19 protein-coding genes are annotated in these 24,981 nt (G+C 59.8%); 12 read left to right on the top strand and 7 right to left on the bottom strand.

Translation table 11 applies throughout. The features are described 5' to 3' along the window. Nucleotides 1-476: 476 nt before the first annotated feature. From N688_RS17630 to N688_RS17620, 3 genes are all read right to left on the bottom strand, one after another. The gene (locus N688_RS17630; protein ID WP_052890514.1) at nucleotides 477-1,367 is read right to left on the bottom strand and encodes a hypothetical protein; all 891 of its coding nucleotides are present in this window, start codon (nucleotides 1,365-1,367) and stop codon (nucleotides 477-479) included. 64 nt (nucleotides 1,368-1,431) lie between these two features. Then, nucleotides 1,432-2,622, bottom strand: a complete 1,191-nt coding sequence (locus N688_RS17625) for a deaminase (protein ID WP_052890513.1) — start codon at nucleotides 2,620-2,622, stop codon at nucleotides 1,432-1,434. A gap of 207 nt (nucleotides 2,623-2,829) precedes the next feature. Then, complete coding sequence (locus N688_RS17620) at nucleotides 2,830-3,468, bottom strand: hypothetical protein (RefSeq protein WP_156025491.1); 639 nt, start codon at nucleotides 3,466-3,468, stop codon at nucleotides 2,830-2,832. Between the two features lie 580 nt (nucleotides 3,469-4,048). Here N688_RS17620 and N688_RS17615 point away from each other — a divergent pair. Both N688_RS17615 and N688_RS17610 read left to right on the top strand, forming a co-directional pair. Beyond that, entirely contained in the window at nucleotides 4,049-5,263 is a 1,215-nt protein-coding gene (locus tag N688_RS17615; RefSeq protein ID WP_052890511.1) for a M20 family metallopeptidase, read from the top strand. A gap of 551 nt (nucleotides 5,264-5,814) precedes the next feature. After that, entirely contained in the window at nucleotides 5,815-7,647 is a 1,833-nt protein-coding gene (locus N688_RS17610) for an FAD-dependent oxidoreductase (RefSeq protein WP_052890510.1), read from the top strand. A 211-nt stretch (nucleotides 7,648-7,858) separates the two neighbouring features. Here N688_RS17610 and N688_RS17605 read toward each other — a convergent pair whose 3' ends face one another. Beyond that, nucleotides 7,859-8,740 (bottom strand): DUF1028 domain-containing protein, encoded by an 882-nt coding sequence (locus N688_RS17605; RefSeq protein WP_052890509.1) that lies wholly within the window; start codon nucleotides 8,738-8,740, stop codon nucleotides 7,859-7,861. Between the two features lie 650 nt (nucleotides 8,741-9,390). Here N688_RS17605 and N688_RS17600 point away from each other — a divergent pair. From N688_RS17600 to N688_RS17565, 8 genes are all read left to right on the top strand, one after another. Next, complete coding sequence (locus N688_RS17600; RefSeq protein WP_052890508.1) at nucleotides 9,391-10,059, top strand: sigma-70 family RNA polymerase sigma factor; 669 nt, start codon at nucleotides 9,391-9,393, stop codon at nucleotides 10,057-10,059. After that, nucleotides 10,040-11,350 carry a hypothetical protein gene (locus N688_RS17595; RefSeq protein WP_156025490.1) on the top strand — a complete coding sequence of 437 codons (1,311 nt, stop codon included), beginning with the start codon at nucleotides 10,040-10,042 and terminating at the stop codon, nucleotides 11,348-11,350. The genes N688_RS17600 and N688_RS17595 overlap by 20 nt, the downstream gene beginning before the upstream one ends. A gap of 242 nt (nucleotides 11,351-11,592) precedes the next feature. Then, a complete protein-coding gene (locus N688_RS17590; RefSeq protein WP_052890506.1) occupies nucleotides 11,593-11,823 on the top strand; it encodes a helix-turn-helix transcriptional regulator in 231 nt (76 codons plus the stop codon). A gap of 183 nt (nucleotides 11,824-12,006) precedes the next feature. Continuing rightward, complete coding sequence (locus N688_RS17585; RefSeq protein ID WP_052890505.1) at nucleotides 12,007-13,251, top strand: PQQ-dependent sugar dehydrogenase; 1,245 nt, start codon at nucleotides 12,007-12,009, stop codon at nucleotides 13,249-13,251. 105 nt (nucleotides 13,252-13,356) lie between these two features. Continuing rightward, nucleotides 13,357-13,980: a TetR/AcrR family transcriptional regulator gene (locus tag N688_RS17580; RefSeq protein WP_052890504.1), complete on the top strand. Its 624-nt coding sequence runs from the start codon at nucleotides 13,357-13,359 to the stop codon at nucleotides 13,978-13,980. Nucleotides 13,981-14,039: 59 nt separating this feature from the next. Further along, a complete protein-coding gene (ccmA, locus tag N688_RS17575; protein ID WP_052890503.1) occupies nucleotides 14,040-14,828 on the top strand; it encodes a heme ABC exporter ATP-binding protein CcmA in 789 nt (262 codons plus the stop codon). Further along, nucleotides 14,825-15,991 (top strand): ABC transporter permease, encoded by a 1,167-nt coding sequence (locus N688_RS17570; RefSeq protein ID WP_052890502.1) that lies wholly within the window; start codon nucleotides 14,825-14,827, stop codon nucleotides 15,989-15,991. Before ccmA ends, N688_RS17570 begins: the two co-directional genes overlap by 4 nt. Before the next feature lie 37 nt (nucleotides 15,992-16,028). Beyond that, nucleotides 16,029-17,312, top strand: a complete 1,284-nt coding sequence (locus N688_RS17565; protein WP_156025489.1) for an FAD-dependent oxidoreductase — start codon at nucleotides 16,029-16,031, stop codon at nucleotides 17,310-17,312. A gap of 162 nt (nucleotides 17,313-17,474) precedes the next feature. Here N688_RS17565 and N688_RS17560 read toward each other — a convergent pair whose 3' ends face one another. Beyond that, entirely contained in the window at nucleotides 17,475-17,942 is a 468-nt protein-coding gene (locus N688_RS17560; RefSeq protein WP_052890501.1) for an SRPBCC family protein, read from the bottom strand. 469 nt (nucleotides 17,943-18,411) lie between these two features. Between N688_RS17560 and N688_RS17555 the strand changes: the two genes are divergently transcribed. Both N688_RS17555 and N688_RS17550 read left to right on the top strand, forming a co-directional pair. After that, nucleotides 18,412-19,077, top strand: coding sequence for a hypothetical protein (locus tag N688_RS17555; protein ID WP_156025488.1), 666 nt, complete (start codon nucleotides 18,412-18,414; stop codon nucleotides 19,075-19,077). A gap of 76 nt (nucleotides 19,078-19,153) precedes the next feature. Beyond that, on the top strand, nucleotides 19,154-20,896 hold the full coding sequence (locus N688_RS17550) for a hypothetical protein (protein ID WP_052890499.1): 1,743 nt from the start codon (nucleotides 19,154-19,156) through the stop codon (nucleotides 20,894-20,896). Nucleotides 20,897-21,189: 293 nt separating this feature from the next. Here the strand turns inward: N688_RS17550 and N688_RS17545 are convergent, their stop codons facing one another. Then, nucleotides 21,190-23,487, bottom strand: a complete 2,298-nt coding sequence (locus tag N688_RS17545; protein ID WP_052890498.1) for a WD40 repeat domain-containing serine/threonine protein kinase — start codon at nucleotides 23,485-23,487, stop codon at nucleotides 21,190-21,192. A 324-nt stretch (nucleotides 23,488-23,811) separates the two neighbouring features. Then, nucleotides 23,812-24,720 (bottom strand): Yip1 family protein, encoded by a 909-nt coding sequence (locus N688_RS17540; RefSeq protein ID WP_052890497.1) that lies wholly within the window; start codon nucleotides 24,718-24,720, stop codon nucleotides 23,812-23,814. Nucleotides 24,721-24,981: the final 261 nt, after the last annotated feature.

Raw genomic sequence — 24,981 nt, 5'->3', positions numbered from 1 at the left:
GAAGTCGCAGCCAGAGTGGGGAAGGAACATCAGCAGTCTCAGGAGGAGAAGCAGCCAGCTCAAAGCACAGGCTAAAGGACTGGTGCAAGGTAGTAGGGCCACACTGAACCATTGTGACAGTTGTCCCCCTTTCTCAAGACTGAGGATACAGACCTTCAGTGCATTGAGTGCTTCTAGCCGAGTATAGCAGGTGCCAAATGTGTGTTCAATTGACGAAGATCCAGCCGTTGGCGCGTGCAGATCGGTTAAGCTCTTCTCTATTCCTGGCGAAGAAGGCGGTCACGACTTCGCCGTCTTCATCGCAGACGACAACGAGGTACTTACCGCTCAAATTTTTGATAAAGATTCGTCAGGGGGGGAGGGCTGGATAGCCTGTCAGCTCCAGTCATCTATCGCATTGTATTCCTGGTGCTAGTGCCGGGTGCCTCTCGCCGGAGCCTAAGCCTGCGAGAAGACGGCTTCTTGTTTCAGCGGGGTCAGAAGACCTCGAGGAGCCAGTGCACGTCGCGCGGAATGGTTTGGGTGCGATAGAACTGCTGGAGGATCTTCCAGGCGAGGCGTTGGCCGATGGCGATGCGTGACGGAAACTGAGCGGGGGTCTGGATGCACAGCTCGACTTCGGGGCCGGCCAGGGAGGGGTCCATGACCTGCAGAGAGACGACCGGAAAGCGCTGGTTGGGGGGGAAGAGAAAGACAGCGTAGCGTTGCTGGAGGCCGCCGAGGACGGCGAGGGTGCCGCGGTCGGGGTGAGTGAGGAGGACGTGGGTGAGGGAGTGGCCGTCGAGGCAGAAGAGGGCGGTTTCCAGGTCGGACCAGTCGGGGGAGGGGAAGGACTGGGAAGAGGAGGGGCCGAGGACAAGGAGGGAGGGGGAGGAAGCATGAAGGGAGACAGCGGGAGAGGAAGGGGGAACAGGAAGGAAGGTGGGGGGAGGCGTAGTCTCGATCTCCCAGCGCAGCCCACTGCGGAGGTAGAGCTGGCCGTCCTCGAAGAAGCGGCGGGCGATCTGGGAGAGGAGGGGCCAGGAGAGGACGGCGTAAGCGGGGGAGGAGACTGGGGGCTGCAGGCAGAGGGGCAGGTCGGGGCCAGTTTGGTCCAAATCGACGGCCTGCAGGTAGCGGGTAGGAAGGGGTAAAGGGTCGGCATCCCAGGAAGCAGCCAGGAGGTGGGAGACGAGGAAGCGCCGGGAGTTGCCGCCGCAGATGATCAACGACTGCTGCTGAGGACTGATAAGGGAGAGCCAGTCGCGATGCCCGCACTGGCCGTCGAGGGAGAAGAAGGCGTCGGCGATCTGGGACCAGGAGGGGTCGTGAATCTCATCATTGCCTTGGGAGCCAAGGGAGAGGCGCCAAGGAGGGGACGATGTCATAGCAGTGATCAGCCTCCTTTCAGGCGGTATGTGAATCAATCAAAAGGAGAGACAGAAAAAGCAATCACGGCTGAACAAGCATTTGACCAAGAGTGCCATCATGGCAAAGAAAGAAGACCTCAAGCTTGTCAAGGCCAAGAATCCGCACAGCACTCCTTAGTCCACCAAACAGGCCACAGGCCTTACAAGGTTCGCGATCGACCCATAGTACTGCACTTCCTCCAGTCAGCCCGTTGGCTTTTCTGTAGCGCAGAAGATCGTTCAGCGCGTCTAACTCTGCATGGCTAGGACTAATGGCATTTATCCTTGCCCCTTGCTTTGGGTCCAACTCAGGTTCACGTGCATTTTCCCCGTTTATACCCCAAAAGTCCTCACCGTGAGCGAAGACGACGGCGAGGGTCTGGCCATCATCTGGGTTGCGGCTCCAGGGACCTAATCCCAGCTCTTGCCTTATCTGGTTGAACGTTTGCTTAAGACGAGCGAGTAGCGTCTGATTTGATCCCTGGGCCGCGCCAGAGGCAGATTGATTGGAGCCAGGCTGGGAAGGCTGGTCTGAGCCTGGCAGTAGGGAGACGCCAGACTCATCGGATGCCTGGCCCTCAGAACCAGGCTGTCCATCCTCAGCGGGTGGCTGTCCCTGGCCCGCCCCCTCTCCGCCATCAGCAGACGTGAGCGCCCTTATTCCGTCATTCATTCTATCATGCTCGTCCTCCTCCTCGCCAGTGCTGCAGAAGCCGAGGTCTTTCATGGCTTCCTCCAACTGCTCGCTCTGGCTGGAGAAGAGAGCAGCCAGCAGCGCCTCGGCATTTGAAGCCTCCTCCATCGCCCCCTCCAAGCCTTGCTGAATCGGATCAGCATTTGCGGAGGAGGATGAGGAGAAAGACGACGAAGGATCAATGAGCGGAGAGCGCAAAGCTTGCTGCTGAGCCATCTCCTGCTCGAGCTGCTGCAGTAGCTCATAGCGTCGGATAGCGGGCACGGCCTGATCGATATGATCAGCAACGGTCTGGCAGGAGCTGATGAGCACCTGCAGGCCGTTGGAGACGTGCCGATGATCGCCTCGCGCCTGAGCCCAGGCCTGTCGAAATGCCTGAGTTGCCTGGCCTGCCCAGCGCTGCTGGCCCGATTGTAATCCGTCAACTACCCCCTGCAACCCCTGCATATATTGATCAATGATCTGCTTGGTAGTGCTGCATTGGCCGGCTAGCTTACGCAAGGAATCTGCAAATTGTTCAAGATCATCAGCTTTGCCCATATGCTTTCCTCTCATGAGCATGCGCTAGCAACACGCACCGTCTGTCTGTCTACCAAGGCTGAGGCTGCAGGGAGTCGGAAAGCCGCTCAGCTCCAGCGACGATTGCAATGCGGGAAAAGCCTGCCGACTCGCATAGGACAGTCAGGGGCGGCCAGGAAACTGCCAGATAGCGATTCTTACTCCTGACCGCCGGCTAGCAACTATCTATCAAGGTTCCTCCTCAGAAGAAGGGAGCTGAAAACTGATGCCCGGTCCGATTTGCCATCCCGCTCCCTCTGGCTGAGGCTGCGGCTGCGGCTGCCAGCTACGCTGAGATATGCCTTCAGGGTTGGGGGCAAACGAAGATGGCGATAGAGAACCAGCCTGCAAACCAGGATTCTGCTGCTTCAGTTGAAGTGAAGGACTGTTCTGCTCGGGGTGGACAATATTCTCCGGAGCAATAGCCGTGAAAATCGACTCTGGCGCCAAGATTGGATCTGGCTCAAAGCTACCAGTGGTGGGTGTCTGGAGGGGATTGGTCGTCACGATTTGCGGGGAGATAGGTCTGGTTGACCATCCCTCCTGATCGGTGGTCAGACCAGGATGCTCCTGCCCTGGCATCAGACCACTCATCTGCGGCCTGAAAACAGCGCCGTTCGGCTCGAAATCAGGCTCAAAACCAGGGAAAGCCACCTCTTCAAACCGCTGCTGGAGCTGCAGATCCAGCCCCTCAAAGATCAAGCCTGTCAGGCCCAGGTTGAAGCCTATGCGCTGAAGAGCCTGAATCTGACATTCCATAGAGATCTGTAGGGCCAGCCCAAACTGCTGCATATCAAGAGCATAGCGGAGGAGCTCGGCAGCGAGCATTGAGTCATTAACCATCCATTGTAGCGTTGTTTGCAGTGTCTGACTTAAATCTGAGATCTGCTTGGCTGTCATATGAAAAGGATGAGAGGCACTCTGTAGACTCGATGGTGACACCTGCACAAGCCCCTCATCTTCTGGACCAGAAGAGCTAGCTGCCATAATAGCTTTCTCCCCTTATCAAGAGATCTACAAATCTGCTTAGTAATATAACTTCTGATATTTACAGTTGTCAATATATATAACATGATCATCGCGTGCTGAATGGTAGTAGCAAAGGCAGCAATAGTAGCTCGCAACTTCATCGCCAGGATTCTGTCACCGCTCTGCCACAGAGGGCAGCAAGTATGCGAAAGTGTCCGTCCAGCATAGTGTCGCGAAGCACGGTACGTTCAGCTCTTCCTGCACTGCCGGTATGGCGGCGGCGAGATAGGCTGAGGGCCTATGATAGAGCAATGTGTCGATGTATCGATGTGTCACAGATGAAAGACAAATGTCCTCCAAACCCTTGACAAGAGGTCACATCTCATCTATCCTCTCGTTCAATTACAAGAAACACACCCTGGCTCGTGGGGAGGCAGTCATGGATTTGCACACACTTGTCCGAAGCGTTGAAGACTATGTCCGCCAGCGATTGGCGCGCTATATTGATGAGCTGAGCACCCTCTGTGCTTTTGAAACCTTCACCTTTCATAAAGCTGGCATTGACCAAGCGACGGAGTGGCTTGCTGCTCGTCTGCAAGCCCTTGGCATGGAGGTCGCCATTGTCGAACGCCAGGAGTGGGGGAATGACCTGTTGGGCACCCTGCACGGCCAAGGTGACCGCGATGACATCGTGGTCCTCCTGGCTCACAGCGACACCGTTTATCCCATAGGCACCGCCGCTGCACGTCCCCTGCGCCGTGAAGGCAACCGCCTCTACGCCCCTGGCGTCTGCGACATGAAAGGCTGCATCCTGGCGGCGCTCTACGCCCTCGAAGCCTTGCAGGCTCTCAACTACCGGCCCTTTGGCGAGCTGCGCTTCCTCTGTGTCTCCGACGAAGAAATCAACGTCCGTCACTGCGACGACCTTATGGAGCAGGTCTTACATGACGCCCACCGAGCCTTTGTCCTGGAAGCCGCCCGTGCCAACGGCGCCATCGTCAGTGCGCGCAAAGGCAACGCTGGCTACACCTTGCGCGCCTACGGCAGAGCCGCCCATGCCGGGGTCGAACCCGAAAAAGGCCGCAACGCCATCGTTGAGCTGGCCCATCAGGTCCTCCAATTTGCCGGCCTCTCCGGCTGGCGTGCGGGCCTCACCGTTACCCCTGGCCTCATCAACGGTGGCATTGCCACCAACGTTATCCCCGACTACGCCGAAGCGCGCTTCGACCTGCGTTTCCTGCACCTGGAAGATAAAGAGGCCACCGAAGAGCGCTGGCTGGGCCTGCTCCAGCAGCAGCGCGTCCCCGGCGTACGTCTGGAGCTAGAAGAAGATCCCCATCTCAAGCATCCCCTGGTCTGCACACCTGCCGCGCATCGCCTGGCAGAGCAGGCTCAGGCCATCGCCGCCATGCTCGGCTTCTCGTTGGAGCATGTCCTGACGGGCGGCGCCTCCGACGCCAGCTATGCCGCCCTCTACAGTGTACCCACACTCGACGGCCTTGGTCCCATCGGCGGCAACGACCACAGCCCCGATGAGTACCTCCTGCTCGACAGCGTTGCGCCGCGTGCCGCCCTCCTGGCTGGTCTTATCGCCTCGCCGCTACCTGTCGAGGCCGAAGCCGAAGAAGCCACAGTCATCCATCACACGCACTAAATGTGGCCAAACGGCAAATGGGAAGCCAAGAGGCGGGCGCAGGACCAGGCTTGGCGTCGGGGCAACCCGGCAAACCCGGCAGCAGCTTCAGCAGCGTAACCGCTCAATCCAGGCAATTTCAGGCAGCCTGACAGCCAGGCTCTGGCCCCTTTGCGCCTTGTTCCTCTCCATGCGCTATGCTATAATCTGACGGACGGAAGAAATACACCGCCCCGCAGAGCGGTCCAGTCTCGTCAATAGCCAACGCTAGCAACAGCAAACAAAGCAAGCTGAACCTGTGCATTGACCGGAAAACCGGAGAGGGAAGGGGAAGCCTGGCGAGGCCGCCGAAGGGGTCAGCCGCTCAGCAGGCAGAAGGAAAGGCCGCCAGCAAAGCAGACCGATCAAGCGGTTACCCGGCCAGAGTAAGGAAGAAGGATAAGGACAAAGAGAGGCGAGGTGAGCGCCCCGCGGCCCGCGTTGGCTTCCACCCATTCGTTCAGGCAGAGCCGAAACGTGACTCCGGGCGACGAGAGCAAGTAACCGGATGCTCAGGAAAGGATTCTCCTGCTATGATTGATCCTGATCGCGAACTGGAACCCCGATACCAGTCTTTTCTGGCCAGCCCTGACTGGTATCAAACCAATATACCGTGCCAGGTAGGCTGTCCGGCGCATACCGACGTCTCAACCTACATCGGCCTCATCTCGCAGGCGCGCTTTGACGAGGCCTACCTGCTGAACCGCAAGGCCAACGTCGTACCGGGCGTCCTGGGGCGCACCTGCGCGCGCCCCTGTGAGCCGGTCTGTCGGCGCAACAAGATCGACGGCAAGCCCATTGCCATCTGCTGGCTCAAGCGTGCGGCTGCGGATCACCGCCAGTTCCGTCATCACGCCGAGCGGCCCCCGATCACCAGAGACAAGAAGGTGGCCATTGTCGGAGCTGGTGCTGCCGGCCTCGCCTGCGCCCGCGACCTGCGCGAGATGGGCTATCCAGTGACCATCTACGAGGCCGACCCTGTAGCGGGCGGCGTCATGGTCAACGGTATCCCCATCTGGCGTCTGCCGCGCAGTGTGACCTACGAAGAGTGCAACGAGTACATGGAGGACCTCGGAGTCGAGGCCATCTACAACACGCGCGTTGGGCGTGACATCCAGCTCACCGACCTGCTCAAGCAGTACGATGCTGTCTTCCTGGCCGCCGGCTGCTACATCTCCAACCCCATTACCGGGCCTGACGGCAAGGTCGTCCCCGGGGCCGACCTCGTCGGCGTCATGAACGGCATCGAATTCCTGGCCAAGACCAACTATGGTGAACCGGTCTTTGTCGGCAAGCGCGTCGTCGTCCTCGGCTCCGGCTTTACCGCGATGGACTGCTGCCGCACCGCCATCCGCTTCGGCGCCGACAAGGTCTACGTCATGTACCGCCGCTCCAAGGAGGAGCAGCCTGCCGACGAGTACGAGGTCGACGAGGCAATCCGCGAACACGTCGAGTTCCAGTATCTGGTCACGCAGACCGAAATCCTGAGCAAGGATGGCGTTCACGTCAGCGGCATTAAGTTCGTGCGCAACAAGCTCGGCGACCCCGACTCCAGCGGACGCCGTCGCCCGATCCCCATCCCGGGCAGCGAGTTCGTTCTTGATGAGATCGATATGGTGATCGCCGCCTTCGGTCAGTATAGCGATTCCTCCTGGATACCGGCCAAAGAGCTGAATCTGGAGGTCAATCGCCGCACTGGCGTGCCGCTGATCGACCGCGAGACCTGGATGACCAGCTACCCCGGCCTCTTCGCCGGCGGCGACTTCACCGAAGGCTCGCGTAACCTGATCTCAGCCATCGCCGACGGGCGCGATGCCGCCATCGCCATCAACCGCTACCTCGGCGGGCAGGATAAGCCGGCGGAGCCACCCGAAGAGATCGAACTGCCCGACTACCGCCGCGGCATGGTCGACGACTACGAGTCGATCCCGCATGAGAATATTCCATCGTTGCCCGTCAGGGAGCGCTATAGCTACACGCGCGAGACCGAGACCGGCTATACCCCCGAGCAGGCGGTCATCCAGGCACGGCGCTGCCTGCAGTGCCAGCTCAACATCATGATCGACCCCTCGATCTGTATCCTCTGCTCGGGCTGCGTCGACATCTGTCCCTACGACTGCATCAGCATGGAAGGCCTCTCGCGCGTGGTCAAAGGCGATCCACTGCACCAGCTAACCGAGACCTGGGAGGGCGGCGCCGATATGATCATCGACGAGGAGAAGTGCATCCGCTGCGGCCTCTGCATCGTCCGCTGTCCAACCGACGCCATCTCGATGGTCCAGTTCGAGGTCGCCAGCCCCAACGACCGCTGGACGGTCTCCAAGATCCCGGTGCTCAACCGCAGCCAGGCCAGCACCAGACGCTAGGCCAGACAGAGACCACACACTGTCGGCTTGATCATCACTGGCAATGACAGGCCAGGCAGGAAAAGAACAAGAAGTCAGGGCTGCAACCAGCAAATCAGATTGCAGCCCTGACCTCGTGCCTCTCAAGTCTGACTCTAGAGCGGGAGGGAGAGAAGATAGCGGGTTGCCCTGCCAGAAGACGCAGGACAGCTAGCGCCCCGCCGGCAGCAGGTCAGGCTGAGCCGCTACCGCCGCTCTGGCTACCCAGCCGCTCGCGCATAAAGGTCAGCACCACACGATCGATGCGCTCCCCTTCCAGCCAGCGCTCTTCCAGATTCTCGCGCCCACAGAAGTGCCAGAAAGCCTCACGTGTCTGCGCGTCAAAGACGCCCGAGAGCGGGCCATGATAGTCGCCGCTGCGCCTCAGCAGCTCCTGCAGCTCACGAGCGATAGCTCCATCGATCGGCAGAATATCCTGGGGATCGGGGGGGAAGAGATAGAGCCTGTGCAATCGCAGGAGGCGAGCCAGCTCCTCAATCGGATGGGGATGATCATCGACGCGCAGATCAATGAAGCGATCGTTGAAACCTCCGTAACCACCCTTCTCGCGCACCACCAGCAGAGCCGCCGATTGTTGACCACGGCTGTCGCCGCCCGCCTCCTGACCTGCGGCCAGAGCCGCCAGCAGGCGATCGCAAAGCTGGCCAGACGTCTCTTCAAAAGTGCGCGCCATCGCGTTCACCGTTTCCTCGCTGACCAGAATATTGCCCTGGCAGGCATAATGCTCACCGACGCGCCCACCGGCCCAGGGGAAGCATTCGCTACCAGTATAAGTGACCGGCGCGCCGCTGGCAGGCACAATACCAACCTGGCGCTTGGCCCGCTCTGCATCATCTGCCAGCAACTGCTCTAACGTCTCAGCTGCCGAGAAGCCGCGGGCTAACAACTCTAAACCACGGGGACCATAGGTAGTATTGGCCCAGGATTGGGTAGCAATGGCGCCAATGCCAGCTTGAGCCCAGGGAACAACAGCCCCTACAGCCAGAAACTTCGATTGGACGGCAATGCCCAATTCGCCCGCCTGCGGGTCACGGGCCACAATGGAGAAGGTCATCTTCAGGCACCCCTTACGTGAAGCTGGTTGGGTTGGGTTGGTTGAAGCCCTGATGTTGAGGTATTATAACATGCTCCCGCACTGGGAGTAAGCGGACGCTGAGAGCAGATGGCCGAAAAGAGCGAGAGGATGAAGGGCTGGCGACGAGCGAAGATGAAGGAGAGAGGGAGAGGAATCTTCACCACTGGATAGCGAGGCAGCAGCGGCCTTGACTTTCAGCAAGCTTTCCGTCACAATGGAAAAAACGCCATCATTGGCAACGGCAAGCGACAAGCAGCAGTACTCACGCGCGGGAGAAGGGAGTAGTAGCCCAAACGCCAGAGAGAACGCAAGGAAGCAGCACGGGTCAGAGGGGAAACAGGAACCAAGCGCCAGGCTCACCTACGGAGTATGATAGGTGGGAGAGCCTGTCACAAAGGATGGAGTGGAGAGGAGCACGGGCGAGGGCCGTAGCGGCTGAGTATGTGAGGAGCCCCGCAAGGCGGGGCGTAGTATGTTGTTGGATGATGGCGCAGCACCACCACTCGGTATATCTCCCCGATCAGGGGCGCTGCCGCGGTGCGCGGTGACGCCGCATGACTTGCTGAAGAGGTGGTCGGCAAGCAGGTCCTGTTGGTGGGAGGATATACCTGATACCCCAAGGAGCGAGCATGGTGCGACAGGACTGGTCGGATGAAGACCTCGTTCAGCAGTTGAAGGAGCGCAATCCCGATGCCCTGGAGACCCTCATTGCACGTTACTCGCGCGAGATTTATTATTTTATCCGACTCATCCTCAACGGTGTGGGGGTGATCCAGGATGCGGAGGAGTGCGTCAACGATCTCTTTGTGGCCGCCTGGCAGGAGATCGAGACCTTCGATGCCAGTCGTGGTACGCTCCGTACCTGGCTGACGATGCGCGCGAAATATATTGCGCTGGACCGACGCCGTCAGCTCTGTCGACGACAGGTGCACGCTGTCCAGCCAGCGGAAGAAAATGGTCAGTGGGCTGCTGCCGATGGCAGCGGTGGGCGAAAAGGGAACCGATGGGGTGGCCAGGAACAGGAGAATCGCGTTCCTTTGCCTCCTCATCCTGATGCCAGCATGGAGCTGCTGCTGGAACAAAATGAAAGGCGCGAAGAGCTGCGCCTGGCCTTGGCGACGTTGCCTGAGCTTGACCGCTACCTGATTTATCAGCGCTATTTCCGGTTCGCCAGCACGGAAGAACTGGCGGCCCGAACAGGTCTCACTCGCCACGCGGTCGATACCCGCCTGTGGCGAGCGCGGAAGAGCTTGCGCGAGGCGCTCAAGGAGTATGCACATGAGTATGAGCGAATTTGAGGAGCAGGCAGAGAACAGGGAATGTCGCAACGCTGTCTCTTTCTCATTCGGTGGCCGCAAAGTGACGCTTCCTTCCGATTTTAGTGAGGAGGAAGTCGCTTTCGCCCAGGAGCTGGATACGCTCTTCTCCCTTCCCGAAGAGGAGATTCCGCCATACTTTGTGCATACCTTACTTGAGTCTGAAGATCCACGCTTTGCACCAGTCGATTCCGGTTTTGAGCAAAGGATACGCGCTCGCGTCTTTCGGCGTTTAAAACTGCAGCGTCGTCTTTTTAACCTGGAGGAGAGACGTGCCTGGAGAGAGCTGGTGCGCGGAATGGGCCTGAGCCGGCGCCTCCTCCTGGCCGGCGTCTCACTCCTGCTCTTCATGCTTCTGACGATGCTCATTGCAGCTCCTTCGTTCGCCTCTGGCCTGGTGATCCTGCTGCAGGGTGTGCAGAGCGGGGTCTATCCGGTGCATGGACCCCTGACGAAACCTGTGGTCAGTTCGCCCCTCAATACGACCGCAGGCCACAACGATCAAGTAAGCCTGCTGGCCGTTGAGCGCGAGCTGCATTTCCCGCTCTATTGGCCGGCAGAGATCCCCGATCACTACGTGTTGCGCAACCTTTATCTCTATAGCGACCACGTGCGCGGCTGGCCCGTATGGACCGATGGGCCGATGGTGGAGTTCCGCTACTCCTTGATGGCTCCCGGTAGCCCCTGGCATGACGCAAGCGAGTTGGCGATCCGCGAGTTTAAGCCTTACGGCCAGGTCTATCAGGTAGTGGAGGCCAACGCCATCCACCCTCTCCAGGTTGACAACCAGGGGCGTGCAGCAGCCATCTATGTTGAAGGTCAATGGGTGACCATCAATACCTACGCGCGCCGCTGGATCTACAACGGGCATTGCGAGCTGCTCACCCAGCGCGATGGCGTCGTTTTCTGGATTGCTGGCCAGTGCTCGCCGCAGACGGGTCTCAATGTGGAAACTTTGCTCTCTGTGGCGGATTCCTTGCAGGAGCTGCAAATACAGCATCTCCTGCACTCCGGCGTCTCGCTGGCCTCGGCGACGGCCCTCAATCGTTACCTGCCTGGTCCCTTCGATGGAGTGATTCTCTCGCTCTCGCTCGATAGCAGCCTGGATAGCCCCTATCTCCGCCTCGTCGGCCCGGATCAGCCTGCTGGGAGTTTAGGCCAGGCCAAAACCTCGTCATCTCACGGCTCGCAGGCTCAGGGCCAGGGCCATCAGAGCGAGAGTAGCCATACAGCGACGGCTTCCTCCCAGACGGGTCAGCAGCATCATTCCTAGCCTGACGCTGACCGTCAGGCGGGGCGAGTTTCGCTGGCGTGCTTCCTCTCTAGACAAGGACCGGGCCGATCTGGTATCCTCTAAAAAGAGGGGCAGGATTGGGCTGCTGCTCCTCTCGCGAGCACCCACCTGGTTGTTCGCGAGGAAAGGGCAGAGACAAATGCTGCTCCAGATGGCGCTTCACTCTGCAACGACGCTGAGCGGCGCCAGGAGGAAGGAGCTTATCCTCAAAGGAGAGGGTCATGAAGGCACAGGCTACGCAAAGCAAGGCCCAGTCACGGCGGCGTGGTCTCCCCAACCTCCGTCTCTGGCGACAGCGTCGCGGCCTCAGTATCGGCCAATTGGCCGATATGACTGGATTGCGCCGCACGACGATCGCTCACCTGGAGGACGGGCGCGAGGAGCCTCAGCCTTATCACGTTCGTCTCTTAGCGCGTGTTCTGGAGATCTCTCAGCTGGAGCTGGTCTCTTAGCCAGTCCGGCTGGCAGGCCAAGGCGGACGGGTCGGCTGGCTGGTGGCTGAGGAGCCTGCCGTTATTTCTCGGTCCTGTACTGCGCTTTGGGAAGCGCCCCATGATCTCAGGCCTGCGCGGCCCTGTGAGCTGATAGCTCTGTCTCGCTCAGTACAGGCCCCTTGCTAGCTGGACGAGTGCTTTATGTCGGACGAAGAGGAACGCCTGCAGGTCACGAGTAGTCAGCCGCTACAGCCGTCGCGCCGCCGCGGACGACGGCGCCTGATCGTGATACTCTCGCTCCTGGTAGCCGTGCTGGTGGTCCTGGCCGCCCTGCTCTATAGTCAGCGGGCCCTGGTGCGCTCCTTGTTGACCGGCTCGCATTTCGTGGGCGGCAGTGCGACCGTGACCCATTTGCATCTCCCCCCCGGCTTCACGGCTACGGTCTTCGCACAAGGTCTCTCGGCTCCCCGCTTTATTACCTTTAGCCCCGATGGCACGCTCTTTGTGGCCGAGCGCGGCACCGGGAGCATTGTGGCCTTGCCCGATCCAACCCACAGCGGGAAGGCCGCTCGCCGCGTGGTCGTGGTCTCGGGCCTTGACGATCCAACCAGCCTGGTCTTTTATCAGGGCGCGCTCTACGTGGGCGAGGCTTCGCGTGTCACGCGCTTTACCCTCGATGCCTCCTGGCATGTGACGAGCCGCAAGGTGATCGTGCCCGACTTGCCTACAGGCGGCAACCATGTGACGCGCACGGTCTTGATCGGCCCCGATGGCCGGCTCTATGTCTCGATCGGTTCCTCCTGCAATGTGTGCATCGAGCCGGACCCCCGCCGTGCAACAGTGATGGTCTTTAACCTGGATGGCAGCGGCGGCAGGATCTACGCCCGCGGCCTGCGCAATGCAGTCGGAATGGCCATCAATCCGTGGAATAATCAGATCTGGGTGACCAATAATGGCCGCGATCTGATGGGCGATAATACGCCGCCAGAGACGATTTATGCCCTCCAGGATGGGGCTAACTATGGCTGGCCTCGCTGCCACGCTGGCGATATTATCGATCCCGACTATGGCCACCCCGGCGATTGCCGCGGGGTGGTGCAGCCGCTGGTGAAAATGCAGGCCCACTCGGCTCCTCTCGGCCTGGCCTTCTATACCGCTAACCAGTTCCCCTCTCACTACCACGGCGTCTTTGTGGCCTTCCACGGCTCCTGGAACCGCACGGTACCGACGGGCTATAAGGTGGTCTTCATCCCGCTCAACTCCCAAGGCGCGGTCGCCGGCCCCGTGGAGGATTTCGCTACCGGCTGGCTGCTGAATAATAACGACGCTACCGGGCGCCCCGTGGGCCTGGCCGTCGACCCCCAGGGCTCGCTTTATGTGAGCGACGATAAGGGCGGCTATATCTATCGCATTAGCTATACCGCCCCGCCAACCGTCGACCCCTGATCGCGCCAGCCATCCCGCTCCCCCCCTCCTGGCAGCCTTGACAACTCCTCTCCTCTGGCCTATCATATTAATTAATCAGCCAGTTAAATTATGGGATAGGAAGAGATGGCACGTAGACCAAAGGCGGAAGGAACAGAAGATCGCCGCGAGCAGATTATCGATGCGGCCCTGCGCGTCTTTGCGCGTAAGGGCTTCGCTCGGGCCACGAACAAGGATATCGCCCGTGAGGCGGGCATTACGCCGGGTTTGATCTACTATTATTTTGCCGATAAGGAGGCGCTCTTGCAGGCCGTGATTGAGAGCCGCTCGCCGCTGCGCCTCTTTGCGCAGCTGGAGCCGGCCCAATGGGATGCGCCGCCCCCCGAGTTTTTGCACGCGATCTTGTGCCAGGCGCTTAACATTATCGAGAGCGAGCAGGTCATCAGCCTGATCCGCACGGTCCTTTCCGAGCTGCTTCATGGCGAGGAGATCCCTTTGTTACCAAGATTATTCTTGCCACGCATCATCGATGTCCTGCAGCGCTATCTGCGTCTGCAGCGTGAGCGGGGAGCGCTGCACGCGGAGGTCGAACCCGAGGCGGTGGCTCAGGTGCTCCTGAGTGCGATGATGGGCCTGGTCATGCGTCGCCAGGTGTTGCGCGATGACAGCGTGCTCCGCTATTCACATGAGGAGCTGGTGGCACTCGTGCTGAAGACGGTGCTGCCTGGCTTGCTGCTGCCGTCGAGGTAGCGGCTTTTTTTGATCATGTTATTAATTAGTCAGTCAGTTAATAGAAAGGAGGGAACGGCATGGCTGACGACAAGCGGGTGGGAGCGCCCTCGTTGGCGGGGAGTGCGAAAGAGCCGCTCGTCATCTGTGACGGTCTGGTGAAGGTTTTTGGCAGGCTGCGTGTACTGGATGGCCTTGACCTGGCCATTGGGGTGGGTGAGACCTTCGGGCTGGTAGGCCCCAATGGCTCCGGCAAGACCACCCTGATGCGTATCCTGGCGGGCCTGGTGCGCCCCACGGCTGGCAGTGTGCGCGTGCTCGGGCGGCGTCTGCCCGATCCGCGGGTGGCGGCCTCGCTCGGCTACATGACCCAGCTCAGCGCGCTCTATCTCGATCTGACGGCGCGTGAGAATCTGCGCTTCTTCTGCAGCATCTACGGTCTGCGCGGCCAAGAGCGCGAGCGGCGCATCGCTGAAATCCTGGCCCGAGTCGATCTGAGCGCCGACGCTGACCGGGTGGTGGCGACCTTCAGCGGCGGCATGCGTCAGCGTCTCTCGCTGGCCTGTGCCCTGGTCCATCGTCCGCGGCTGGCGCTGCTGGACGAGCCGACGGTTGGTGTTGATCCCGAGCTGCGGCGCTCTTTCTGGGACTACTTCGCCCAGCTCAATCGCGAGGGAACGACGATCATCGTCTCGACCCATCATTTGGATGAGGCGGCGCGCTGCAGTCGACTGGGGCTGCTGCGCTTCGGCAGACTGTTGGCCTGCGGTACGCCTCATGAGCTGCTCGCCGGGGCTGGCACCAGCGATATGGAGGCGGCCTTTCTCTACTATGCCGCTCGGGGACGACAGGAGGAGGTCACAGCATGAACGGCGCGCGTGTCCTGGCCTTGACTTCACGCATTATACGGCAGATCGTGCGCGATCGCCGCACGCTGGCGCTGGTCTTTCTCGTGCCTTTGCTCGTGATGTGCGTTCTCTACGTGGTCCTGACAGGAAGCAGCGGCAGTGTCCCCACCCTGGCCCTGGTGCGTCCCACGGGGGTGGGGAGCGACGCCCTCAACGTGCTGATCGATCGTCTGCTGCCGCCGGCCTCGCGCCTGAAGACAGTGACGATCACAGCCGATGAGGTGGAGGACGTGCTCAACAAGAGCGAGGCCGATGCGGCGCTGGTCTTCCCGGCAGATCTCGCCGCCCAGCTGGCGCGAGGCGAGCATCCCAGGCTGCAGCTCGTACTTGAGGGATCTGATCCCGCGGTCGCCACGGCCATGCGTGAGAGTGTGACAGCGCTGGTGCGTCAGCTTGATGTGGCTCTGGCGCAGGCCCAGAGTCGGGCCAGCCAGGGAGCAGGGCAGACCGTTCCTATCACTACGCAGACCACCTCGCTCTTAACGCTGGCCGAGCCGCGCTATCTACATGGCGGCCCCGATTACACTTCTAATGATGCGCTGGCTCCGGTTTTTATCGGTGTCTTCTCCTTCTTCTTTGTCTTTCTGCTGACCTCGGTGGCCTTCCTGCGCGAGCGCTCCCAGGGCACAATCGAGCGCGTCCTGGCCTCACCCCTGAGTCGCGCCGAGCTGGTCATGGGCTACGTCTGTGGCTTCACGCTTTTCGCCCTGGTGCAGGCGATCGTGGTCTTACTCTTTGTGGTTTTTGTCCTGCGAGTGCACTATCAGGGGAATCTCGGCCTGGTCTTCCTGGTAGCAATCCTGCTGACGGTGAGCGGCGTCAACCTGGGCATCTTTCTCTCGACCTTTGCCCAAAACGAGTTTCAGATCATCCAGTTCATTCCATTGGTCTTCGGATTGCAGGTTTTACTCTCGGGCATCTTCTGGCCGGTGGAGCAGCTTCCAGCCTGGTTGCAACCCGTTGCCTATCTGCTCCCTTTGACGTATGCCAATGAGGCGCTGCGCGCTGTGATGCTCAAAGGAAGCGATTTCGGTCAGATTGCTCCCCAGTTGGCAGCCCTACTAGTCTTCATGGTGCTGATGATTGGACTAAGTGCCTTGACCGTGAGGCGTCAGGTGGCCTGATGAGATGAAAGGCTGGGTCAGAAAGGAGGCTTCTACCATGTTGGAGGAGAGCGCTGTGACGCCGATGACTGCTGCGGAGAAGGCGGCGATGGCATCGGCGTCGGCTGGGCCAGAGGTGACCTGTTGCATCGTTGGGGCAGGTCCGGCAGGCTTGATGCTTGGGCTGCTGCTAGCACGCCAGGGGCTCTCGGTGCTGGTCTTGGAAGCGCATGGAGATTTCGATCGTGATTTTCGGGGGGATACGGTTCATCCGTCAGTACTGGAGATCATCGATCAGTTGGGCCTGAGTGAGGGATTGCTGGCGTTGCCCCATAGCCGCGTGCAGCAATTTGGCCTGCAGACCGAGGCTGGCTGGCTGGAGCTGACTGATTTTCGCCTGCTCTCGACGCGCTATCCCTACATCATGCTGGTGCCCCAGGTTGAGTTTCTGACGTTTCTGGCATGGGAAGCCCAGCGCTGGCCGACTTTCCATCTGGAGATGGGCGCGCGCGTTGAGGGACTGCTAGAGCAGGAGGGGCGCATCGTAGGCGTGCGCTATCGGACGCGCGAGGGCTGGCGCGAGGCGCGGGCGCTGCTGACGGTGGCAGCCGATGGACGTTTCTCGCGGGTGCGCCACTTGGCCGGCCTGGAGCCGGTCAAGACTTCGCCGCCGATCGATGTGCTCTGGTTCCGACTGCCGCGTCAGCCTGGTGATCAGCTTGCCTCGGGTGGTCGCTTCCTGCACGGGCGTGCGCTGGTCGTGCTTGAGCGCGGCAGCTATTACCAGCTTGGCTACCTTATTCCCAAGGGGGGATATCAGCAGATCCGTCAGGCGGGGCTGGCAGCCCTGCGTCGGGAGCTGGCCATCTTACTTCCAAAGGAGCTGGCGACTCGCCTGGAGACGCTCCAGGGTTGGAACCAGATTGCTGTGCTCTCGGTTGAGTCCAGCTATCTCAAGCGCTGGTATCGTCCGGGGCTACTGCTCATCGGCGATGCGGCGCATGTCATGTCTCCAGTGGCCGGCGTGGGCATCAACTATGCTATTCAGGATGCCGTCGTGGCGGCCAATCTCCTCAGCGCTTCTCTGCGGCGGGGTGTGCTGGATGAGAGGGAGCTGGCGCGTGTCCAGCGTGCGCGCCTCTGGCCTACGCGGCTGATGCAGCTCGTCCAGGAACAGATGCAGCGGCGGCTGATTGCCGCAAGCCTGACCAAGGAGGGAGAGCAATTTCGTCTGCCGCGCTGGTTTCGCTGGCTGGTGCGCCGGCGGCTCGTTCGTCTCCTGCTCGCGCACTTTATCGGGCTGGGAGTGCCGCGGGTGCGGGTGAAGGTGGCAGGAAGCTGAGGGCCAGTGAGGGCAGGTCCAAGAGGAGAGAGCGTAAGATCTGAAGGGAGGAGTAGGATCAGCAGGAGAGGCGCTTTCTCCCTGCGCGAGCGTCGCTGTATGACAGGTGGCGCTGCGCAGGGAGCGAGTGACTAGCAGGTATTGGCGGACGCACGTGCGCACTCAGGCCGTGATGGCGCCGACCTGCTTCTCGAAGTTCTTGAAGAACTGGTCGAGGGCCAGCTTGAGGGTATTTTTCATCACGACCTCGGGGGTGGCGGCGATCTTGCCTTCGAGAGAAGCTTCGGCGGCGTAGCTCAGGTTAGTGGTGGCGGCGCCGTCCTCGGCGAGCGTGATGGTGCAGCTGGCCTTGATGCGCCCCAGGGCGTTATACGGCTCGCTCAGCAGCACGACGCGCTCGGGAGCCACGACCTCGCCGGTGCGCACATAAACGGTGTAGGGTCCCTTCAGACCGGGAATATTGGGAGAAATAACCAGCTTCAGCTCGCGCCCCGTGCGCCCATCGGGATTCTCAACGTACTCGGCGTTCTCGCAGCCGGGGATACTCTCTTTGAGCACCTGTGGATCGAACAGGGCATCAAAGACGCGCTGGCGCGGGGCCTTGATCTGCTGACTGCCCGTGATTTCCATCGCGGTCTCGAAACCTTCCTCACAAGAAAATCTGGCCCTGCTCTGCCCATGCGCCGTGAAGGCGGTGGCGGGGACTGGCAGGGAGGTGTGTGTAAGGAATCTTCCTCAACACGATCAGTATATCCCCTGTATGAAGTCGCTTCAATCCAAAGGCTAGGAAGTACCAGGAGTGCTCGGGGCGCGGGCAGAGCAGATGGTCAGGATGAGCACCATGCCCGTAGGAGCGCCTGGCGGGCCCCCGGAAAAGGACGTAATACAAGTGATCCTTACTGCTTATCTCATTGATGTTTGCCGCACCGCTGCCGCTGGGCTGCTCTGGCCGATCATGGCAGTCGCTAGAGTACCTGCTCCCAGTTACCGGGGTGCTCGTATGCTAATAGTAGTCTTGTGAGATGACCTTGAGCTAGTAGCATCCAGAGATAACTGGACTGGTAACGATTGCTTGGTAATCCCCTTCCTCAAAAGATAAATGCAGAGCTCGAAGCTAAGCACTCTATCTATCTCATCATATATTGACAACAATAATTTTTTTGAGTTACTATTTACATTGGCGAATGTAAATGTCATCACTCGCGATTCCTTTCAGGAAAAGGAAGGAGAGAACCCTGAAATGTTGAGACGCGGACTGATGCTGCTCTGTCTGACATTACTCTCGCTGCTACTCTCCTCTCTTTTTTTCTCTACGGCAAAGGCTTCGGCTGTTCATGCCGGTCCGACCAATGATGCTCTTCGTGAGCAACTCCGACCGACCCACTCTACTGCAGCCAGCCCTCTGGCAAGCGGCGGAGGCTGTTTTAATGTGTTCTCGCTTGTCCGTCTGACGTCATGTGTCAGCGAGAACTCAGCCTTGAGAATTGTTTCTGATGGCTATATTCTGCCTAGAACATCCGATAATTCAAAATGGACATCTTGCACTATTTATATTGACTTAATTGATGACACTTCTGGAACGCTTTACAGTGGGGTTGGTCAGAACTGCCTCGCCCCCTTGAGAGGAGGCTACACTGGTCATTTCTATGGTCCAGCGGTGGCTGCTGTTGGCGGACACGCCTATCACGCACACACCGAAGCATACTTTGTCTACCAAGGCAGCCTCTATGGCCTGGCTGCAGATAGCCCAGAGCAGTACGCTTAAGAGTGCGCCCAGGTAGGTTTCCAGGGGGAGCCTCTCCAGAGGAGGACCTCTCTCTGGAGCCAGAGGAACGCGAGGTGTGGCTTTGAAGATAAGCAAACTTTGTGACAAATATCATATTGCGGCGTGTATCGTCATTCTGCTCTCCTCTCTACTGCGCTTCTATCTGATCCTGCTGGGCTGGCCATCCCTCGATAGCGACGAGGGGACAATGGGCCTCATGGCTCTTCACATTGCCTATCAGGGTGCTCATCCGCTGGTCTTCTATGGTCAGGACTACTTAGCTCCCATTGATGCCTACCTGGCCGCCTTCTTTTTCCACCTCTGGGGACCCTCGGTCCTAACTCTGCGCTTAAGTGTCCTGCTGCTCTTTTGCTTTTTTCTGATACAGATCTATTTACTGACTAGCCTGATTTATAACAAACCATTGGCCTTGGCTACTCTCCTGATAGTTGGGGCCGGTCCTGGCGAGGTGCTCTTTAGGGAGCTTGAGGCGGCTGGAGGGGCGCCTGATGTCCTCTTTTTTTGCTCTCTGCTATTGCTGGTAAGCTGCTGGCTTGTTTTTGGTCGCCACAGGCATAGCATGAATCAGAAATCGTCGAAACTCCGTGATGGAATAGCTCTTAGTCTATGGGGCTTTCTGGCCGGCGTGAGCATCTGGAGTGACCCGCTTGTTTTACCCTTTATAGGAACTGCTTTTCTTTTCCTCCTTCAGGGCTATCGCCAGCAGCTCAAATCACCATTGCTCTGCCTTCTATTAGTCGGTGGCCTACTGCTGGGCCTGAGTCCCGAGATTGCCTATAAGCTTACTGTTCCCCCCTCGCCATCGGCTCTATCGTTACTAGGACCAGGCTACCGCGAACCTGCTTATCCCTCTCTCGCGTCGGGCAGCAAGTCGCCGTCTGAAGGCGTAGCGCTTCACGCTTCGTTACCCTTACAAGTTGCCGGAGCGCTGTTAGTGAGTTTGCCTTTGGCAACAGGAGGCAATGCCCTGTGTACGCTAGGACCGAGCCGCGCCTGGCCATTGCGGGCTGATCCCCAGGCTCAGTTTTGCACTGCGTTTCATGGTATCTGGTCCCTAGGCTATCTTCTGCTCTGGGGCCTTGCGACCGGCCAGGCCCTTTTCTCCTGGTGGCGCTTACGGCAAGTAGGCGTCAAATCCGAGCCTGGTGCTCTTCAAACCAGATGCGTAGAGGGAGCCAGGCTCATGATTCTGAGCGGCGCTGGCGGTACCCTTTTTCTCTTTTGCCTTTTCCCGCAAGCAGCGCTTACCCCCTGGCCTTCATCTCGATACCTGGTCGGTCTTATCATCAGCATTCCTTCCTTACTTTTCCCGCTCTGGCGTCTCGCCTTCCTACCCTCTAAACGCTTGCTCTCCAGGCCTCTTTTTCAGGCTGCTCGGCTCGGGGCAATGTTGGTAATGTTTACGGTTGCTGTTGCCTGGTGGTGGGGAAGCGGCCAGCTTCTAGCCCAGGCGCCTGAGGTGCAAAGGCTGAATAACGAGCAGCAAGCTTTGATGAACTTTCTTCTGAGACGAGGGGCTACACGTATCTACACCGACTATTGGACCTGTGACCGGATCGCTTTTCAGAGCACTGAGCGCATTATATGCAGTGTCCTTGATGCCGGGCTGCAACCTGGCCTTAATCGTTATCCCCCCTATAGCCGCCTGGTCGAGGCGGCCCAGTCTCCTCCTGACTATGTCTTTCCCATTGGCTCCCCTCAGGATCTAAGACTGCAGCAGCTCATAGCGCTCGGCTACCATTATCATCGTCTGACATATACAAATTATGCTATCTATGAGCCAGTAATAGATGAATGACTATATTTTGTTTTATTTAGAGCTATCCTTACACGATGAGCATTCACCAGCATCAAGGCATGGGATCACGTTGGGGTTTCCTGTCTGTAGTGGTGCCTGCAACGGCTCTAGCCGGCTTCCTCATGAGCCTGACAGTCGGCCTGACTGAAGGCTAGCGGAGGGGCCGGGGCCGGGCAGGACCTCACCAGGGCCTGGTAAAACCCTGCCAGGGTAACTAACCAGGCTGCAGAGCCAAGGCAGCCAGTGGCTAACCTTGTACTCAACCTGGCGGCCTGCCCCGTAACAGGCGTCTCCTAGCCGCTGACGCGCCAGAGAATCACAGTATGATCCGTAGAAGCGGAGGCCAGCCCCTGCTGGCTCCAGGCCACCGCGGTGACGCTGCCGTGATGGCCGTTATAGACCGTTGCCTGAGCCGCTGCGCCATTGCCCCCGAGTTTCCAGACGCGCACCCGTTCATCGCTGCAAGCGGTGGCCAGGCGGCCTGGCGTTGTTGGGTCCCAGGCCAGGCCATTGACCGCTGCCGGATGGCTCAGATGGTCTTGCACGACGCCCGAAACGCTGTCCCAAATCACCACCTGGTGGTCTGCTCCGCCCGAGGCCAGCAGTGTGCCGTCTGGGGACCAGGCCACACACAAGGCGGCGCCGCGGTGGCGATGGTAGCTTTGCAGCAAGCGTCGTTCACCCAGACTGAAGGTCGCCACCAGGCCGCTATCGAGTGCCAGAGCCAGGGTCTCACCTCCGGGAGCCAGAGCCAAAGCCCGAATGCGAGCCTTCAGGAGGCTGCGCGTCGTCCGCCCACTGACCAGCAGCTCATGGCCACCATTGCCAAGCGTCCCGGCCAGGAGGACATCGCGCCGCCCGGTCCAGGCCAGGGCACTCACCGGGGCCCCCAGATCATTGAAGGTCTGCTGTAAGGCCCCGCTCGTCGTCCAAATCTGGACCGAGTGGTTCTCACCTCCCGAGGCCAGCAGCGTCCCGTCGGCGCTCCAGGCCACTGCCAGAATGGGGGTGGCCTGCAGACTGTAGGTCAGTACTGGGCGGGCCTCGCTCGCCAGCCAGAGACGCGCCGTTTGATCGCGGGAGCCGGAGACCAGGTGCGCCCCATCGGGGGACCAGGCCAGGCTGGTGACGCTGTCCTGATGCCCCTGGAGCACAGCCAGAGCCTGGGCCGGGCGACTGTTCAGTAGAAAGTAGAGGCTGGTGCCCACAATGCCCACGCCAACCACTCCAGCGGCCATCAATGCCAGGGCGCGCCTCCGGCTCATTTTCTCTCTGGGCTGCCGCTCTGGCCTGACTGGCGAGTGCGGAGCAGACGGGCGAAACTGGCCTTGCTTGCCCGACGATGCTCCTGGCAACGGCTGAGGCAGCACAGGAGGAGGAAGGCCGGGGGCTGAGAAAGAGGCTGGCAAGGGTGAAGGAGCGAAAACGGTGGGAGCTGAGGCCGCTTCCTGACGCTGTTGCAGGCTCTGAGGCGATGGAGCGCCTCCCGGAAGGCCACCCAGGGCCAGTGGCTGACCGTCGCGCGGCAGCTTGAGCTGCTCAATCTTCTCCGCCGCAAGTCTGGTCGCTGGCAAGGCCGGATCGGGAGACTCCCGCAGCAGCAAGGTGCTGGCGGCATCGGCTTCACCGACGGGTTCCCCTTTGGTTGGCAGCCCCAGGCGCGGCTGCAGCGGCGATGGGAGGCGATGGGCGGCATGGGCGAAGGCCGCCCCAAAAGCTCCAACCGAAGGATAGCGCTCCTGTGGATTTTTCGCCAGAGCGCGTGCGAAAACCAGCTCCAGCTCTTCTGGCAGGGCCGGGCTGAAGGAGCGTAGAGGGGGTGGTTCCCGATGCAGATGTTGATGCATCAACTGGGCCGGGTCGCCTTCAAAGGGCGTGTGCCCGGTCAGCAGTAAGTAGAGCATGACCGCCAGCGCATACTGATCGCTTTCGGGGCGGGCTTCGCCGCCGAACTGCTCGGGTGCCATGTAGAGCGGCGTCCCAAAAATGTGGCTGGTGGCCGAGCTAAAAGAAAAAAACTTGGCCAGGCCGAAGTCCGAGAGCAGCAGATGCACACGTGGCCCGGCTTCGATTCGCAACAAGAAGTTCGCTGGCTTGATATCGCGGTGGACGATGCCGCGATCATGAGCGTACTGCAGGGCGGAAGCCGCCTGCTGAAGGTAGTCTTCGGCCTCGCTCAGAGTCAGGGGCCAGGCCGAAGGCAGACCTGGTGGTAGCTGCGGAACGTGGCTGAGCGACTGCTGGGAAGCCAGACCTGCCCGGCGCCGCAGCCAGTCCCAGAGCGAGCCTTCTGGGCGATACTGCATCACCATATAGGCGCGCCGGCCCAGCTCGGTCTCTTCCTCTCCATAGCGATAGAGCGGCAGAATATGCAAATGATCCAGGCTCGCCACAGCGCGCGCTTCCTGTTTGAAGCGCTCAAGAGCTTTCTCGGCCTCGAGGAAGTCGCTGGCCTCGGCGCGCACCACCTTCATGGCGACCTGCTGGCCAATCATAGGGTCCTCGGCCAGGTAAACGGTGCCCATGCCGCCGCTGCCGAGAAACTGCTTGATAGTGTATCCCCCGATGACCGAGCCGATCAGTGTATCCACAGCCTTTGTCTCTCCTGCTCGTCAAGCATTCGCTTAGGCGGAACTGCATTTCATCCAGGAAGCAGACAAAGCGAGCACGACAGACTGACGAAGAGATGAGTCCTCCGGGAGGGAACTCATCTCTTCTTTCCATGCCCATACCCGCGTGCTTGCTCTGTCCACTACAGAACAGCCCATCCTGGCATAATAGCATGCGCCGGGCTGCCTGTCGACCACTGCTGGCCGTATCGGGGACCGTTCTCGTCGATCTTGAGCGATTCTAGAGAAACGCCCTGGTCAATCGCCTTCTTCCTCACTGGCCCTGCTTATCAGCTGGCCTGGCCCTTAATAGCTGGCCCTGAGTGTGGCAGCAATGAGCGCTACCAGCCCTAGGATGCCACAGCAGGCCAGCACCATGAGGCCGCCGATGGGGATCAACACCGCGGCACTCGCCGGACCTCCCTGCAGGCGCTGGCTGGCCATCGTTGCAAAAACCAGCAGCACAATGCCATAAATGCCAGCTATCAGCTCCACAACCAAGGCGAGGATGTTGACGAAAGGAATGATCCCAATGATGCTACAGGCAAGGAGGATGGTCAATACCGGTCCATAGGAGAGCATGCCGCTGTAGCATTGCTGCAGAAAAGTCCCCTGCCCGCTGAAGGCTTTGGCCAGCAGGTGGATCAGCCCTTGAAGAAGGAAGAAACCACCAATCAGTGAGACAAAGTAGATCAGCGAAGAAAGCAGCGAGCTAGCAACGTTGGCCGAGGCCACCAGGGACGTGTAGAGACTGGGAAGAATGCTCACGAGCAGAGCACTGGTGGCCAGCCTGGTAAAGAAGGTAATAATGGCGAACAGCGCTGCGAATCCCAGAAGCTGTACCCAAACGATATCCCAAGAAGCCTTTCCGAGCTCCTGTACAAATGTCTCCGCTGATGGGTGCGAGGCCACGCGCAGGTACTGGTTTGGCAGCTCGCGCACGGCCTGGCCCAGCGGCAGCGGCGTGGCTGTGACCGGCGGCGGGTAGGTACCGGGTTGCCAGCCGTAGGAGGTCGGGGGCATATACGGATTCGCCGCTGGCTGCCCGTAGCCATACGGGTTCGTTGAGGGTTGAGGCCCAGGCCCGTAGGGATTGGCTGGCGGCTGATACGGATTGGCAGGCGGTGGCGTGGGCGACGCAGGTGTCTCATAAGGGTTAGGCGACGGCGTCGGCTGCTGCGGTACCTGTCCACCCTGGTTGGGGTCCCAGCTCATCGATGTAAGCTCCTTTCCAGCTTCTCACAAGAGATCAATCAATCCATCAGATGAATGGATACAGGCTTCTCAATGATAACATAACGTTATAGGTTGCGTCTACTACAATTGCTCATCTCTCTGCTTGCCAGAGCAGTCGCGTCGTGCCTATAATCAAGGAGAAAAGCTTGCTTGGAGGCGCATCCGCCTATTCGTCTCCTCTGCCCACATGCGTCCCTGTCACTTCGCTCGCCCAGGAGTGCGCCGTGTTTGCCAGGCAGC

The sequence above is a fragment of the Thermogemmatispora carboxidivorans genome, from assembly GCF_000702505.1.
Classification (GTDB): domain Bacteria; phylum Chloroflexota; class Ktedonobacteria; order Ktedonobacterales; family Ktedonobacteraceae; genus Thermogemmatispora; species Thermogemmatispora carboxidivorans.
This window is presented reverse-complemented; position numbering and strand designations above follow the sequence as displayed.